Raw genomic sequence first — 15384 nt, 5'->3', positions numbered from 1 at the left:
GCGTCGCGACATCGAGCTATGGCGCGACGCCGGTGTACAGCTGCCCGTCGGGGTACTCGCTCAGCGGCACGCAGTGCAATGGCACGACGCAGCAGGCCGCCGCGGCGACGCCGGATTGCAAGGGCAAGGGCGCGCTGCAGCCGGCGGGCTGGTGCCTGATGCGCTCGATCATCGTGATGCCCGGCGAGGATCCGCCCAGAACGGTGTGCGAGAACATCGCGATCGGGATGGGATTGGCCTTCTTCAATCTGACCTCCGCAGGACGTGCCAACGCCTACAACTGCTACATCGGACCGGCCTACAACTACTCGTGCCCCAGTGGCGGCACGCTGAGCGGCCAAGTCTGCGTGTCGCCGTCGACGGTGGCGGCGACGCTGAGCAGCTATTCCTGCCCGTCGGGCGGAAGCGTGTCGGGATCGAGTTGCGTGGTGACGTCGACGAGCGCGGCGTCGGTGAGCTACAGCTGCCCGGCGGGACAGGCGGTGTCGGGCAGTTCGTGCGTGGCGACGAACACGGAGACGCAAGGCGCATCTCCGGTGTATGCGTGCGACGCGGGCTACACGCTGTCGGGCTCGACCTGCTCGACCGTGGTGAGCAGCGCGGCCACGCCGGTGTACAGCTGCTCGCAGGGGTTCACGCTGTCGGGCACGCAGTGCACGAGCTCGACCACCACGACGGTCGCGGCAACGCCGAACTACAGCTGCCCGTCGGGGCAGGCGCTGTCAGGCTCGACGTGCACGGCGACGAATACTGCGGCGGCATCGCCGATCTACGGATGCCCGAATGGCGGTTCGCTGCAAGGGCAGCAGTGCGTCGGAGGAGGCGGACCGACGAGTCAGACGAAGTTCGTCTACCTCGGAACGAAGCTGCTGGCGGAGCAGGACACGGTGGCGGGCATTGCCTACACGCACACGGACATGCTGGGCAGTCCGGTCGCTAGGTCGCAAGGCGTTGCGGGAGGCGGCTCGATCACGAACACGAGGTTCGAGCCCTACGGCGCAGTGACGCAAGGCTTCACGCCGAATCAGCCGTATATCAGCGGGTTCACAGGGCATGTCCAGGATGGGCGCTCGGGGCTCGTGTATATGCAGCAGCGGTACTACGATTCGCTGGCGGGTAGATTCTTGTCTATAGACCCGAAGGCTACTTCCATCGAAGCGGGGGACGGCTTCGGACGTTACGAATATACATATTCGAATCCCTATAAGGCTATCGATCCCGACGGCCGCGCTCCTATCGATTTTGCTGCCGGAGCTAATGCGCCTGGCTACCAATGGGTTGCTCCAATGGCGGGACTTCGCGACGTCTTCAATGATGCACAAATCGGGGCGAAAGCGGCGGCGATCTCAGCCGCCACAAAGCTGGCAAATACGAGCGTGAATGATTTTGCTCAGCGCTCACAGTCTGTGAAATTCACTTTTTCCTACGCAGCCCTTGAGGCCAGCTACGGGGTTTCACTATATGAAAGCAATGATCTGGGCACTCTCTATGTTGGAATCCGTTCCTCGCCTGGGTATTTGCTTCAAGTAAGCGGCGATGATCAATTTAAAGTAGGAAGCATGGAAGGTTTAACCCTCAAGGCAAGCGCCGCTCTCGGCACTGGGGGAATAGGCGGTGCATCAGTAAGTGCTGCCGCTTCTACTAGCCCGCGATCTGTTGGGGCATCTGTGGGATGGGGCGTAGCCGGGAGAGGGCCGACTGGGTTTTCTCTCGGGCTGAGTCCGCCAAATATTGGGGTAGGGCTTACATATAAAATTGGTTGGCAGGGGACTACTGGAAGTCATATAAAGCAACGGGTTTTGGAGGCGGTTGAAAGCAAATGACACACCCCATGTTGATTGCGACATTGGCCGGATTGCCCTGTATAATTTATAGCGTAATCCTGATGATTCAGTTCAGCACCATTACCCAGCAAGTCGCGGCGGTACAGAATAGGTTAAGTGATCTGCGAGAACCTGGCGGCGAGGGTGGCATGAATAGGTATCAAATCGAGCTCTTTGAACAACTAATGAAGGGCGCAGAATTGCATGGCATTGACGAAGAACTCTCCGAGAAGGCTCGTCGTTTCGGTAAACATATGCGCTGGAGCACACGATTGAATATTGCTTGGGTTGTTGGTTTGTGCGTTACCTATTGGATCACCGCCAACTAGGATCCCAATTCCAGATGAGGGCCAGCGCCCAAGCATAGACACTGGCTGTCCAACTTCTGGGGGTCAGTCCATTGCATTGGTGGACACCATGCTGGCTACCTCAGCCCAATGGTTCAAGGTGAGTTGGCCGGACGCTTACCGAGCAACTGGTACCCGCGTGAAAAACATGGCTGGAGCAACTATCGACAGGCCGATATCAACCGAGAAGTTGAGATCAACTTCAGCGTGCGTGACAACGGGCTCGTGGAACTGCGCCTGAAGCACCCGGACGTGTTCGAGATCAAGGGCTGATCCCAAAAGAAAAGGCGCTGGACAAGCCAGCGCCTTGAAGCTGCTACCGCGTCAGGAGGATTTCGGCGGTTGTCCAGGGACGGCGCGGCGCAGTCTAGCCCGCGCACCCATCCCTGAAGTACAGGGAAACACGCACAGGCCCTCCTCGCTATCATGGCTCGCACAACAGGGAGGATGGCATGCAGCGCGACAAGATGCTTGCAGGAGAACTAGCCGTCGGCATGGTGGTTCATCTATATCCCAAGACGTTGCTTGAGTTAGGCGCGAAGCCCACCGGGCCAGGCGATAGGTGGGTAACGGGGCACCACTTCTCCATCTGCATCGAGGCTGGTCCGAAGCGCTGCGTGATGCTCCCCCTTTATTCCCACGACGGCCCTGGTCGAAGTCAAATTAGCTTGCAAGGCCGAAGCGGCCATGAGAAATGGACGCTCGGCGAGCACTACTACCATCCGGTTCAAACTTGGCCCGCAAGCCGAGTGGCGATTGCAAGAGCGGCGTTGGCCTCCGGGGATCTGATGCGCAGCGGCTCCCGAAACTTGCTTGATCCTGGTGCTGTCCCATCGCTGGCGCGCAACGAAGGCTAACCGAAATGAACGAGATGGATCGAGCCCTCGCGGACGCAGCGAAAGTCAGCCCCGACGAGTATTACCGAGCCCTAATCCTGCAGACGCGCGCGATACATGCACGCCTAAATGATCCAGCCACATTAACCGCCCGCTTGGTGGGCAACGACAACAATCGCCTAAAAGAGCTTCTAGCGGTATCGCTGGTCTTGAACGACTGCACGAGTATCGTTTACAACGCCACCAAGCAGATCAAAGTCAACCTGCCGCAAAATTACGCCTTCACCCAGGTGTTTGGCAGTGAGCAAATAAAGTTCTCACTGACTGAGGAACAAATAATTGAGGAGGGCATCGACCGGGACAACCCGGTTTTGAGTCCCTGCTTTCTTTATTCGGCCAGTTTGGAGCAGCGCCCACTAATGAATGCCCTAGCCCCGTTCATTGAGGATGGCAGCGTGGTATTTGAACCGAGCCGAGCGATAATCACAAGACGCGAGAACGCGTGGCATGTCCTCGGCGCTGATAGCCGCGCCCCGTTGGACCATTGGCAACTCGATCCAAAGGGCATCACCGGTCGTCCCTTTCCCTTGGAGATCGATGGCGGGGCCAAAGACACGCAAGCGCTCTTTGACGTGACCCTACCGTTTATGAAGGGCGTGCCGCTGAAGCAGCTTCACGCCATGTTGAGCAATGAGAAGGATCTAGTGATCGCTTTTCGGGCGGCAATTCGCAGCGCTGTTCGCGAAGCGTCGAAAGCCAGCTTGGCAACGAATGAAATCGTTGCAGACATAATCAGACCGAAGCTCAGCCTTTTGGAGCGTAAATTGAAGAGTTTGCAGCGGGTCCACGGGATTAAGGTGGGAGGCGCAGCTGCCAGCTCAGTAGCGCTTGCTTTGACCGCAATTAATACTCCAGCGATTGCAAGCACCATTCTTGGCTTCGCGTCGGTCGGTGGATTTGGATTTGCAACAAGCCAGTACTCGGACTACATGGCCAAGCGCGATGAACTTCAGCAGGATCCGTTCTACTTCCTCTGGAAAGTGCGCAGGGGTATTAAAACAAAGCCATAAGATGCTGGCGAAGAATAGCCCTGACCCCAGTCTCGCTCACCTTTCCGCCTGACTACGTTCTCAAGCAGCGTGACAGCATTTTTTTGCGACATGAACAACGCGGTATTCGACCTGATCGGGGGAGTTTCCCGTTATGCGCTTTGGGCTCGCCAAAACCCAGGCGGGTATTGCAAGCTGCGCGCTCGCATGGACTCGGAGGCAGAGAAAACCACGCAAGGTCCCGCTGTCGTGCAGATCATCAACAGCGTTCCAGACTCGCCGCTTAGCTCGGGCAGTGCTATCGACCCGGATGACGAGGAAAGCGAGGACTCCGAGGAATGAGCGGAGGCCAGCAAGTACGCCTAGCCATACCGTCTGACCACGCGCCGATGCGTGATTTCATACTCTCGCCACTTTGGTTGCGATGGTCTGTTGCGTCGCGCCAGCGCTATTTTCTGCTTCTCCTCGCTCTTTCCTTTGCCACCCCCGGGTAGGCCGCAACGGTTCTCAACGGGGCCGTTTCAAGTAATTGTGATCTCCCGTCGCCGCCTCAGAACACAGGTGAAGATGGAGTTCATGAGACGCTCGTAAAAATCTTCCCCAGAAAATCAGAGATGGGAGAAAGTTATTCGAGCTGCCAAACCATGTGGATGTTTGAGGGTGGGCGCTGGAAGCCCGTCGTGATTGGCGTATTCGAGAACGGGCAGTTGACGGGAATGAAGGTGCCGTCTCGGCCGGGTGAACCGGTTGGAGTTTGCCTGATCCGATCAAATGTGCTGGTACGAGGGGACAAAGATACCTGCAGTGCGTTGGAGGCATTCCCATATAGTTCGGCGCCACCAAAATACCTGAACGAGAGCCAGTCCGGCAGGCGTCAAGCGTGCCCATACGACTGAGCGGTTTGATTTGGAGGAATGGCGTTCGCAGAACGCGCGCATTGTCCGTTGATATATGGGCGTTCTCGGCTAGGCCGGAAACGGACCCTTTTGCTTGGCTTGCGCCCAATGCGATGAAAATGGAGTTGCGCCGTTTTATATTTGGATTCGGACAATATTCAGGCTTGACCCTCGCGGAGGAGGCGCTATGCGTGTCAGTTCATCTGGAGCTCGCGGCGTTGGCAGCCGACGAGTTAAAGGCTGAATTTCGAAGGCTGGCAATCACCCCTCCCTGAAATACCTCAACCCCGCCAGATCCGGAAACGCCGTCGGCCGTTTCGCCTGCGCCGCCGCGAACGCCTCCATCAGATTCCGGTTCTGCCAGATCGCCGCCTGCAACCATCCCATCTGCTGCAGGCTGTCCTTCACGCCGTGATCCCTCGCGTAGTGAATCGCCTGCTTGCTGCCCCACACCGCCACGGGCGGTTTCTGCGCAATCTCCCTGGCGCATTGCAGCGCCGCCTCCACCGCCTCCGCCTGGCTACCAAACACCTCGTTCACCAGCCCCGCCGCCTGCGCCCGCGCCGCCGGCATCCTCCGCCCCGTATACGCGAGCTCCTTCACCACCCCCAGCGGTATCAGCTTCGGCAGCCGCTGCAGCGTCCCGAGATCCGCCGCCATGCCGATGTTGATCTCCTGGATGCAGAAGAACGCGCCCGTCTCCGCATACCGGATGTCGCACGCCGCGACCAGATCCACCGCGCCGCCGATGCACCCGCCCTGGATCGCCGCGATCGTCGGCACGCGCAGGTCGTCGAGCTTGTTGAACGCCTGCTGCATGTCCGCGAGCAGGTCCACGATCGCCGCGCGGCCTTCCGCGCTGCGGTCATCGAGCTGGATCCCGCCGCTCTGGAACACGTCCAGCGACATCCCCGCCGAGAAATGCTTGCCCGTCGACGAGATCACCAGCGCCCGCAGCGTCGAGCTGCGATGCAGCTCGTCGAGCACCGATTCCAACTCGCGCCACAGCTGCGGCGACATCGTGTTCATCGCCTCCGGACGATTCAGCACCAGGTGGCCGACGCCGGCCTCTTCGGTCAGGGCTAGGCATTCCATGCGGGTCTCCTTTGCTTGTCATGCATGGGGAACGGGCCATGCTAGCGGGAGACCCCCAGGCACCGCGTCATCGACGCGACGCCCGCTTGCGATTGGAGAGCGCTCTCGAACCCGGCATCCCGCACGGGTCCTTGAGCGCCGCGCTCACGCGCCCACCAACTCCTCGGCCGGGCCGAAGAATTCATAGCGCAGCCGCGCCGCCGGCACGCCCAGCTTGCGGCCCGCCTGGTACACGGCCTTCATGAAGGGCTTCGGGCCCAGCAGATACACGTCGACATCGCGATCCTCCGGCAGGTGCCGCGCCAGCAACGCATCGGTCACGAGGCCGATTTCATGCGGGTCGTCGCCCTCGCGCGGCGCGTCGTAGACGTACATCGTCTCGACGTTGTCGTGCGCCGCGGCCAGCAGGTCCACGCGCTCCCGGAACGCATGCACGCCGCCGTGACGCGCCGCATGGATGAAGCGGATCGGCCGTCCGCTGGCCGCCGCCGACTCCAGCATCGACATCGCCGGCGTGATGCCCACACCGCCCGTGACCAGCACCAGCGGCCGCGTCGACGAGCCGTCCAGCGTGAACTCGCCCGCGGGCGCCTGCACCTGGATCGTCGCGCCGGCCTCGACGTGGTCGTGCATCCAGTTGGACACCAGCCCGCCTTCCTCGCGCTTGATGCTGACGCGGAACCAGGGCTTGCCCGGCGCATCCGACAGCGAGTAGTTGCGGCGCACCGTGCGGCCTTCGATGTCCAGCACCAGCGTCAGGTATTGCCCCGGCAGGAACACCGGCAGCGGCCCGCCGTCCTTGGGCTCCAGGTAGAACGAAGTGATCAGCTCGCTCTCGCGCTCTTTGCGCGCGACCACCATCTCGCGCTGACCGCGCCAGCCGCCACGCCGCGCCGCGGTCGCGGCATAGACCTGCTCCTCGGCGTCGATCAGCAGCTTGGCCAGCGCGCCATAGGCCTCGGCCCAGGCGCCGAGGATCTCGTCGGTGGCGACATCCGCGCCCAGCACCTCGCGGATCGCGCGCAGCAGGCATTGGCCAACGATGGGGTAATGCTCCGGCTGCACGCCCAGCGCGACATGCTTCTGGATGATGCGGGGCAGGGCAGGGGCCAGTTCATGCACCCGGTCGATGTGACTCGCATACGCGAGCACCGCACCCGCCAGCGCGCGGGCCTGCGTGCCTTGCGCCTGATGCGCCTGGTTGAAGAAGGCGTTCAGCTCCGGGTGCTCGGACAGCATCACGCGGTAGAAATGACGCGTGATCTCCTCGCCGCGCGATTGCAGCAGCGGCACCGTGGCCTGGATCAGGGCAATGGTCTGAGGCGAAAACATGAGATCTGGAACTCCGGTCTCGTTGAGATGACCTCTTCCAATCACGATTCGTGCCAGCGTTGCAAGACGCCGCCGCCCGCCGTAACCCCTTGATCGTCAAGGACTCGCGCGATCCATCGACTCGGGATGGGTCAAAATGACCGACACTGCGCCGCTGTCGAATTGACCGCATCCAGGTTGGATTGACCATGGACTCCCGCTACCGCCAACTGCTTGCCGCCGTGCGCGGCCTGGTGCCCTGCGACGCCGCCGCGCTGCTGCGCCTGCTGCCCGATGAAGGGTCGCCGGTGCTGCAGCCGGTCGCCGTCGACGGACTCTCGGAAGAGGCGCTCGGGCGGCGCTTTCCGGCTTCCGCGCACCCGCGTCTCGCCCGCTTGCTGCAAAGCGGCAATGGCCTGCGCTTCGCATCCGATGCCGGCCTTCCGGATCCCTACGACGGACTGCTCGAGCATCAGCAGGAGCTCCAGGCCGTGCACGACTGCATGGGCGCGCCGCTGCGCGTCGACGGCCGCATCTGGGGACTGGTGACGCTGGACGCGCTCGATCCGGACGCCTTCGACGGCGTCGATCCGCAACGCCTCGCGAGCGTGGTGCGCATGCTCGAAGCCGGCATCGCGGCCGAGGAAACCATCGCCGCGATGGCCCGCCGCGCCGAGCAGGAACAGGCGCTCGCCCGCGCCAGCCAGCGCGGCGGCACGCGCGAGCTGCTCGGCCGCAGCGCCGCGATGGTCCGGCTGCGCCAGGAGATCGATACCGTCGCCGGCTCCGACCTCACCGTGCTGATCCTCGGCGAGACCGGCGTGGGCAAGGAACTCGTGGCCGAGCGGCTGCATGCGCGCTCGGCACGCCACGACCGGCCGCTGGTGCAGATCAATTGCGCCGCGCTGCCCGAGACGCTCGCCGACAGCGAGCTCTTCGGCCACAAGCGCGGCGCCTTCACCGGCGCCGTCGCGGATCGCGCGGGCAAGTTCGAACTGGCCGATGGCGGCACGCTGCTGCTCGACGAGGTGGGGGAGCTGCCGCTGCCCGTGCAGGCCAAGCTGCTGCGCGTGCTGCAGAGCGGCGATGTGCAACGCCCCGGCAGCGATCGCGTCCAGCGCGTCGACGTGCGCGTGCTTGCCGCCACCAACCGCGATCTGCGCGAGGAGGTGGCCCGCGGCCGCTTCCGCGCCGACCTGTATCACCGGCTCTCCGTCTACCCGCTGCGCGTGCCGCCGCTGCGCGAGCGCGGCCGCGATGTGCTGACGCTCGCCGGCGGCTTCCTGGAGGAGAACCAGCATCGCCTGGGCGCGCGCAACCTGCGCCTGTCGCCAGCGGCGTCGCAGGCGCTGCTCGCCCACGACTGGCCGGGCAACGTGCGCGAGCTCGAGCACCTCATCAGCCGCGCGGCGCTGCGCGCGCGGGCCGCCGCGGGCCGGGGAGGGCGCTGGATCGCGATCGAGCCGGAGCACCTCGGGTTGTCCCTGACGCCGGCCGCGAGTCAGGCCTTGCCCTCGGCCGTGCGAGCGCCGTCCCCCTCGGACGGGGCAGCCATGGCACCCGGAATGCCCCCGGAGGAACATCCGGTCCTGCCGGCGGGCGCGGGCCTGCGCGAAGCCACCGAGCGCTTCCAGCGCCAGTGGATCGAACAGGCCCTGCAGCGGCACGGCGGTGCGATGGCCGCCGCGGCGCGCGAGGCGGGCATGGACCGGAGCAACTTTCAACGCCTGGCCAAACGGCTGGGCGTGAAGACTTGAAGGCATGAGGCGCCGGACGATCGGGCCGGCGGCCTGCGATGGACGGGACAACAGGGATGACCGGCTGACGGGCCACAGAGTCCGCAACCGAGGATGCGATTGGAGACCCCGCTTTGGGAATCGAAGACGACGACGTGCGACGCCTGCATCAGGCCGGCGATGCGGTCTACCGCCGCCTGGTGGAAGGCGTGCTGGACTACGCGATCTTTCTGTTGACGCCGGCAGGCCGCATCGCCACGTGGAACGCAGGCGCCCAGCGCATCAAGGGCTACACGGCCGAGGAGGTGATCGGCCGGCATTTCTCGGTCTTCTACACCCCGCCCGACATCGAGCGCGGCTGGCCCGACGAGGAACTGCGGCTGGCGCGCCGCGACGGCCGCTTCGAGGACGAAGGCTGGCGCGTGCGCAAGGACGGCACGACCTTCTGGGCCAACGTGGTGATCACGGCGATCTTCCATTCCGACGGCAACCTGCTGGGCTACGCCAAGGTCACCCGCGACTTGACCGCCCGCATGGAACGCGAACGCGAGCAGCGGCGCATGGCCGAGCTGGTCGAGGAAAGCCGCCGCATGACCGAGTTCATCGCGATGCTCTCGCATGAGATCCGCAATCCGCTGGCGCCGATCATGAACGTGCTGGCGCTGCTCGGCCGAGAGAGCCTGAGCGCCCGCGGCGAGTGGTGCGTGGAAGTCGCCAACAAGCAGGTCCGGCAGATCAACCGGCTGGTGGAGGACCTGCTCGACGTGAGCCGCGTGACGACCGGGAAGGTGCGCCTGTCCGTGGCCCCGCTCGAACTCGGCGCGGTCGTGCGCGACGCCGTCGAAGGCATGCGCCCCGCGGCCGACGAGCGCGATCAGCTGCTCAGCGCGCACCTGCCGCAGCAGGCGCTGCGACTCACCGGCGATCGCACCCGGCTCATCCAGCTGGTGTCCAACCTCTTGAACAACGCCATCAAATTCACGCAGCGGGGCGGGAGCATCAGCGTCGACCTCCGGCGCGAAGGCGAGGAGGCCGTGTTGACCGTGACCGACAACGGCATGGGCATGACCGCCGAAACCCTGGAACGCGCGTTCGAACCGTTCTCGCAAGGCGCGGAACAGGCGCGCGGCGCAGGCGGCGGACTCGGGCTGGGACTGGCGCTGGTGCGCTCCATCGCCGACTTGCATGGCGGACGCGCCGCAGCCAGCAGCGGCGGGCCAGGGCAGGGCAGCACCGTCCTCGTGAGGCTGCCGTTGAGCGCCGGCCCGCCCGGCAGTCATTGACTGCGGGTCGGGGCCTGCGGTTACAGCGAGCGCAACCAGGCGAGCAGGGCGTCGCGATCAGACTTCGGCAGTTGCTCGAAGCGCTGGCGAGACTTCTCGGCTTCGCCGCCATGCCACAGGATGGCCTCCGTCAGCGTGCGGGCTCGGCCGTCATGCAGATAGCCGACCGGCGTCGAGGCCTGCACCTTGTCCGTGTAACCAATGCCCCACAGCGGCGAAGTGCGCCACATCGCACCCTGCGCCTGTCCCTCCGGCAGACTGTCCGCCAGCGCCGGACCCATGTCGTGCAGCAGCAGGTCGGTGAAGGGACGGATCGTCTGATCACGCAGCTCGGCGAACGGATGGTTCTTGCCCGTCTTCATCTCGGCCGTGTGGCACGCCGCGCAACGCAGCGCATCGAAGACCTTGCGGCCCGCCTGCACCTGCACCGCATCGACACGATGCTCCTCCGTCGGCATCACCCCCTTGGGGAAACCACTCGCCAGGCTGCGCTGCGCCGGTACCGCCAGCAGCTGCATGTACTGCGTCAGCGCCGTCAGGTCCGCCTCCTGGATGCCCTTCTGCGCCGGCGCCTTGCGGCACCCCGCCGGGTCCGTCGCGCAGCTGCGGTTCGGGAACACCGGCGAGGTCACCGACATGTCGTTCAGCAGCGCCGCGGCCGCCTGGTGACGCACGCTCGCCTTGTAGGCCTTCCAGCCGAAACGGCCCAGGCGCGTCGCCCCCGTCTCGGGATCGAAGACGAAGTTCGCCTTGCCCAGCACGCCATCGACGTCCGGCTGATTGCGCACGCGCGCCAGGATGTCCGCCTCGGGCACCGCCTCCAGCAGGCCGACACCGATCATCGGCTGCGCCGCGCGCGCCGACCACAGCTGCGGGACCGGACCGTCGAAGCCGAACTTGGGCTTGCGCAGCTCGACCTTGGTGCCATCGGCCAGCGTGACGCTGCGCGTCTCGAAGCCGACCACCCGCACGCCATTGCCCCAGTCCTGCGGCACGCCGCTGGCGGAGAGCGCATTCATCTGGATCGCCGAGCCATAGCGCGGATCCGGACGCACCGCGCCATCGGCGCCACGGACCGCGACGTGGAAGGACATCCGGTCCATGCGCTGGTCCACCGCGAACGGCGCCGGGCTGCGGCCGTTGTTGGTGTGGCACTGCACGCAAGCCGTGGCGCTGAAGCGCGGCCCCGCCAGATTCTGGATCGAGGTCATCGGGTCGTTGCCCGCTTCCGCATGCGCGCCGGTGATGAAGCTGCTGTGCACCGTGCGGCGGCCTTCGACGAATCGCTGCAGGTTCTGCATGCCGATGTTGTTGAAGGGCTGCTGGAACATCCGGAAGCCTTCATCCGAATAGTTGTACGAGACCGAGCCCAGACCGCCCGACCAGGTCGACTCCGGCAGCGGCACGCTGTTCAGGCGCGGCTGCACGCCGTACCAGGGCTGCAGGCCGCTGCCCATGACGTAGATGACCTCGGAGGTGTAGTAGCGGAAGTCGCCCTTGTCCCCGATCGCGTCCATCGCGGCGCGGCTGGAGAAGAAGGAGCCCGTGAACTCGATCGCCTCGCCCAGCTTGAGCGGCCGCGCCGGGATGTTGACGCCATTGGGCACCAGCACGCCATCGGCATTGGGCGCCAGGTCCGAGTGGCCCGGCATGTTGTCCAGCACGACGGAGCAGCCGTCATTGGCGCCGATGACGCCCTTGTAGCCCGTGGTCGGCTTGAGCAGCGCGTTCTGCGGCGGCTTGGGCACGACCGGGCAGGAGGTCAGGTCCTTGAAGCCGTCGGTGTAGGTGGTCGGGTCCAGCAGTTGGCCCGGGGACATCCAGCCGTAGCCGGTGACGTTGGGATCGTCGATGCGGCGGAAGAAGGAATGGCCGCCCCCGCGCTGCGCCTGCGGGAAGTACTGGTTGACGATCAGGCGCGGCTTGGTGACGCCGGCAACGCGGCTGTTGTCGATGAACTCCACGCCCCAGGTGCGGTTCCTGAAGTAGTTGGCGACGAAGTTCATGTAGTTGCCCGGGCCCTTGTCGACCGGGTTGCCCTGCGCATCGACGGTCTCGTTGGGACCGAAGCCGATTTCGTTCCAGGCTTCGCCGCGCTCGCGGCCGTGACGGCCCACGCCACGCTGGCCGAAACGCGTGACCAGCGTGCCGTCGGGCAGCGTGAACTGGATCGTCTCGATCGGCGCCTGCGGCTGGAACAGCGCCGTCAGATTCGCGCCATCGGCCGGGGAGGGGAAGGGCGTGGTGGTGGCGGCCGGGATGCTGTTGTCGCTGCCGGTGGTCTTGAACTCGACCTCGAAGAGCGAGTAGCCGTACTGCGTCGCGCGGGCGATGCCCTGCAGGCGGACGAAGCGCGTGGTGACGCCGAGGTTGAAGTACTCCTCGGTGCCGCCCTGGCCGCTGCGTTGCTCGCGCAACTGGGTCCAGGCCTTGCCGTCGCTGGAGACCTGGATCGCGTAGGCCTTGCCGTAGGCGTTCTCCCAGACCAGCTTCATGTAGCCCAGCGGCTGCGCGGTGCCGAAGTCGTACTGGATCCACGCGCCGTCCTCGGGCTTGCTGGCCCAGCGCGAGGTCAGGTTGCCGTCGATGGTGTTGCCCGCGGCCAGGCCGCCGTTCTCGGCACTGGAGGCCAGCGCCGACACCGGCTTGATGGCGACGCCCGGCTTGCTGATATCACCCGGCTGCGTGTCAGGCGGCGTGGTGGGAGGCGTGGTCGGATCGGTCGGCGGAACCGGGGTGCCGGTGAAGGCCTGGATCTCGAAGATCGAGTAACCGTAGCCCGTCGAGCGCGCCAGTCCCTGCACGCGCAGGTAGCGGCCCTGGCCCGCGAGGCCGGTGAGGTCCTCCGTGCCGCCGGCGCTGTTGTCGATGGTCTTGATCGTGGTCCAGGTCTTGTTGTCCTCGGACGTCTGCAGCGCGTAGCGCGTGGCGTGGGCGTTCTCCCACTGGATGCGCACACGATTGATGGCGACGCTGCTGCCGTAGTCCAGCGTGAGCCATTCGTTGTCGCTGAAGGCCGAGCCCCAGCGGCTGTTGTCGTCGTGGTCGATGGCCTTGACGGCGCTCAGGTCGCCGCGCTCCATCGAACTGGCGGTGGCCGCGTCGGGCGTCAGCGCCGTCTCGCTGCCGTTGTCGCCGGCCTGCGCCTTGGCGCGCGCGGCTGCGTCGGCGCTGCCGCCATCCTGCGACGCAACCTGCGCCGCCGGGTCCTGCTGCGCGCCACCGCCGCCGCCGCATGCGGCCAGCAGCGCGCTGCCCAGCAACGCGGGGACGACGGCCCTGCCCATCGTCGTTCCGAATCTCTTCAATGCCATGGTGGTTCCCTCCCGTGCCTGCGCCGGTGTGATTGGTCTGTCCCCCATGCAGGGGGCTTGCGGCGCGGAGTGTCCTCGTCTGATTTGCCACCCGGCAAGTTTTAATGTGTGTCCAAATGCTCACCAAACCTTCACCAAGCCCAAAGAGAGCTGGCTGATGGCAACGGCATGATGGCGGGCATGAGCACTTCGGACTCCTCCTCACCCCGGCGGCGCGAGCAGCAGCGCGCGGTGGACACCAAGCAGGCGATCCTGCGGACCGCGCTGAAGGAGTTCGCCGAACGCGGATTCGAGGCCGCCAGCATGCGGGCGATTGCCGAGCAGAGCGGACTGACGCATCAGCTGATCTGCTATCACTTCCAGTCCAAGGAGGTGCTGTGGCAAGCCGTGGCGACGCTGGTCTACGAGGAGCTCGCGCGCGGCCGCGAGGCGCTGCTGGCGCAAAGCCTGCCGGAGCGGGCGATCGATCAGCTGCGGCAGGAATTCGTGGCGTACTTCCGGTTCTCGATCGAGCAACCGCACCTGCACCGTTTCCTGCTGCAGCGGCGCGAAGGAAGCCAATGCGAGGACCGCCAGGACTGGCTGGCGCAGGAGTTCCTGCGGCCGCACTTCGGCCGCGTGAAGCCGCTGATCAAGGCGGCGCAGAAGTCGGGCGATCTGCCGAAGGGAGATCCGGCGCTGCTGTTCTACGCGGTGATCTCGCTGGCCAACACGCTGGCGATGATGGGCGCCGACATCGCAGCCACCACGGAGCGGGCCGCCACCGATCCCAAGACGGTGAGGGAGTTCCTGAAGCTGATGGATGCCTTGGTGTTCAAGCGATGAGCGCCAAAGACGCCCGCACCGGGTGATCGAAGCCGCGCACGCGCCGCTTGGTCACTCTCGCTCACAATGTGCATTATGTGATCGAAGAGGCGCGGGCTTTGGCGCCGGGCTTGGGACAAGGTTCGTGTCGGGCGCTGACGGCCGCATTGACCCATGCGCGCCAAGGCACGCCATCGACTTCCGTGATCAATTGGCGAGATCTCCCACGCGATCACGCGCCGTTATGACCTCCGCGGGCTTGCGCCTTAGCGTGACGCCTATCAACGAAATCCACCGAAATCATGATGTCCAAGCTCGAGGCGGAACGCGCGACCCGTGACGATTCTCCGGATACACAGCGGCGCCTGCTGACCTTGGGCGTCGGTCTGTTCCCGATCCTGCCGCTTCTGCCGGGATGCGGTGGCGGCCCGGTCAGCGAGGCCGGCACCCCGGTAGTAGGCACCGCGGACAGTGCGAACAGTGCGGCAGATGGCATCGCGACGCCGACGCCGCGCGACACGACGCCGGATCCTCTGCCCGGCGATCCGATCCCCGCGCCCGCCCCGGCCCCGGCGCCTCCTCCCGCGGCGACCGAGCCTTTGCCGCCCGCTGCACCTGCACCTGCGCCAGCGCCAGCACCAGCGCTCGCACCCGCACCCGCACCCGCACCCGCACCCGCACCCGCACCCGCACCCGCGCCTGCGCCTGCGCCTGCGCCCGCACCTGCGCCCGCGCCTGCGCCCGCACCTGCGCCCGCACCTGCGCCTGCGCCTGCGCCTGCGCCTGCGCCTGCGCCTGCGCCTGCGCCTGCGCCTGCGCCTGCGCCTGCGCCTGCGCCCGCACCTGCGCCAGCGGGCCTCACCCATCCAGGCCTACTTCATACGCAGACG

The 15384-nt window shown here is 65.3% G+C and carries 13 protein-coding genes; 9 read left to right on the top strand and 4 right to left on the bottom strand.

All coding sequences use genetic code 11. The annotated features are described in order from the left end of the window. The 6 genes from ABDW61_RS16015 to ABDW61_RS15990 form a co-directional block, all read left to right on the top strand. The coding region (locus tag ABDW61_RS16015; RefSeq protein WP_343640036.1) for an RHS repeat-associated core domain-containing protein at window positions 1-1823 on the top strand (1823 nt) is incomplete at its 5' end. 62 nt (window positions 1824-1885) lie between these two features. After that, window positions 1886-2152 (top strand): hypothetical protein, encoded by a 267-nt coding sequence (locus tag ABDW61_RS16010; RefSeq protein ID WP_343640034.1) that lies wholly within the window; start codon window positions 1886-1888, stop codon window positions 2150-2152. 108 nt (window positions 2153-2260) lie between these two features. Next, window positions 2261-2443, top strand: coding sequence for a hypothetical protein (locus ABDW61_RS16005; RefSeq protein WP_343640033.1), 183 nt, complete (start codon window positions 2261-2263; stop codon window positions 2441-2443). Between the two features lie 179 nt (window positions 2444-2622). After that, a complete protein-coding gene (locus ABDW61_RS16000; RefSeq protein WP_343640032.1) occupies window positions 2623-3027 on the top strand; it encodes a hypothetical protein in 405 nt (134 codons plus the stop codon). Between the two features lie 5 nt (window positions 3028-3032). Next, window positions 3033-4076 (top strand): hypothetical protein, encoded by a 1044-nt coding sequence (locus ABDW61_RS15995; RefSeq protein ID WP_343640031.1) that lies wholly within the window; start codon window positions 3033-3035, stop codon window positions 4074-4076. Window positions 4077-4166: 90 nt separating this feature from the next. Then, complete coding sequence (locus tag ABDW61_RS15990; RefSeq protein ID WP_343640030.1) at window positions 4167-4397, top strand: hypothetical protein; 231 nt, start codon at window positions 4167-4169, stop codon at window positions 4395-4397. An 815-nt stretch (window positions 4398-5212) separates the two neighbouring features. Here ABDW61_RS15990 and ABDW61_RS15985 read toward each other — a convergent pair. Together ABDW61_RS15985 and hmpA are read right to left on the bottom strand one after the other, a co-directional pair. Further along, a complete protein-coding gene (locus ABDW61_RS15985) occupies window positions 5213-6046 on the bottom strand; it encodes an enoyl-CoA hydratase-related protein (protein WP_343640029.1) in 834 nt (277 codons plus the stop codon). 144 nt (window positions 6047-6190) lie between these two features. Further along, window positions 6191-7378, bottom strand: coding sequence for an NO-inducible flavohemoprotein (gene hmpA / locus ABDW61_RS15980; protein ID WP_343640027.1), 1188 nt, complete (start codon window positions 7376-7378; stop codon window positions 6191-6193). 182 nt (window positions 7379-7560) lie between these two features. Here hmpA and norR point away from each other — a divergent pair, with 182 nt between their 5' ends. Together norR and ABDW61_RS15970 are read left to right on the top strand one after the other, a co-directional pair. After that, complete coding sequence (gene norR / locus ABDW61_RS15975; RefSeq protein WP_343640025.1) at window positions 7561-9114, top strand: nitric oxide reductase transcriptional regulator NorR; 1554 nt, start codon at window positions 7561-7563, stop codon at window positions 9112-9114. Window positions 9115-9227: 113 nt separating this feature from the next. Continuing rightward, window positions 9228-10376, top strand: coding sequence for a PAS domain-containing sensor histidine kinase (locus tag ABDW61_RS15970; RefSeq protein ID WP_343640024.1), 1149 nt, complete (start codon window positions 9228-9230; stop codon window positions 10374-10376). 20 nt (window positions 10377-10396) lie between these two features. On the opposite strand, the gene ABDW61_RS15965 is transcribed toward ABDW61_RS15970, so the two are convergent. Further along, entirely contained in the window at window positions 10397-13690 is a 3294-nt protein-coding gene (locus ABDW61_RS15965) for a di-heme oxidoredictase family protein (protein WP_343640022.1), read from the bottom strand. A 180-nt stretch (window positions 13691-13870) separates the two neighbouring features. Between ABDW61_RS15965 and ABDW61_RS15960 the strand changes: the two genes are divergently transcribed. Beyond that, window positions 13871-14515 carry a TetR/AcrR family transcriptional regulator gene (locus ABDW61_RS15960; RefSeq protein ID WP_343640021.1) on the top strand — a complete coding sequence of 215 codons (645 nt, stop codon included), beginning with the start codon at window positions 13871-13873 and terminating at the stop codon, window positions 14513-14515. A 411-nt stretch (window positions 14516-14926) separates the two neighbouring features. On the opposite strand, the gene ABDW61_RS15955 is transcribed toward ABDW61_RS15960, so the two are convergent. Then, window positions 14927-15337 (bottom strand): hypothetical protein, encoded by a 411-nt coding sequence (locus ABDW61_RS15955; protein WP_343640020.1) that lies wholly within the window; start codon window positions 15335-15337, stop codon window positions 14927-14929. Window positions 15338-15384: the final 47 nt, after the last annotated feature.

The organism is Roseateles sp., from assembly GCF_039595595.1.
In the GTDB taxonomy this organism is placed as follows: Bacteria; Pseudomonadota; Gammaproteobacteria; order Burkholderiales; family Burkholderiaceae_C; genus Roseateles.
Note: the sequence above shows the minus strand (reverse complement) of the source record. Positions and strands in the feature narration are given on the sequence as shown.

What these genes read in the sequence shown, in the direction of transcription:
- ABDW61_RS16010 (WP_343640034.1), top strand. Translation starts at nt 1,886, where the DNA reads ATGATTCAGTTCAGCACCATTACCCAGCAAGTCGCGGCGGTACAGAAT.
- ABDW61_RS15990 (WP_343640030.1), top strand. Translation starts at nt 4,167, where the DNA reads ATGAACAACGCGGTATTCGACCTGATCGGGGGAGTTTCCCGTTATGCG.
- ABDW61_RS16000 (WP_343640032.1), top strand. Translation starts at nt 2,623, where the DNA reads ATGCAGCGCGACAAGATGCTTGCAGGAGAACTAGCCGTCGGCATGGTG.
- ABDW61_RS15995 (WP_343640031.1), top strand. Translation starts at nt 3,033, where the DNA reads ATGAACGAGATGGATCGAGCCCTCGCGGACGCAGCGAAAGTCAGCCCC.
- hmpA (WP_343640027.1), bottom strand. Translation starts at nt 7,378, where the DNA reads ATGTTTTCGCCTCAGACCATTGCCCTGATCCAGGCCACGGTGCCGCTG.
- ABDW61_RS16005 (WP_343640033.1), top strand. Translation starts at nt 2,261, where the DNA reads ATGGTTCAAGGTGAGTTGGCCGGACGCTTACCGAGCAACTGGTACCCG.
- ABDW61_RS15960 (WP_343640021.1), top strand. Translation starts at nt 13,871, where the DNA reads ATGAGCACTTCGGACTCCTCCTCACCCCGGCGGCGCGAGCAGCAGCGC.
- ABDW61_RS15985 (WP_343640029.1), bottom strand. Translation starts at nt 6,046, where the DNA reads ATGGAATGCCTAGCCCTGACCGAAGAGGCCGGCGTCGGCCACCTGGTG.
- ABDW61_RS15965 (WP_343640022.1), bottom strand. Translation starts at nt 13,690, where the DNA reads ATGGCATTGAAGAGATTCGGAACGACGATGGGCAGGGCCGTCGTCCCC.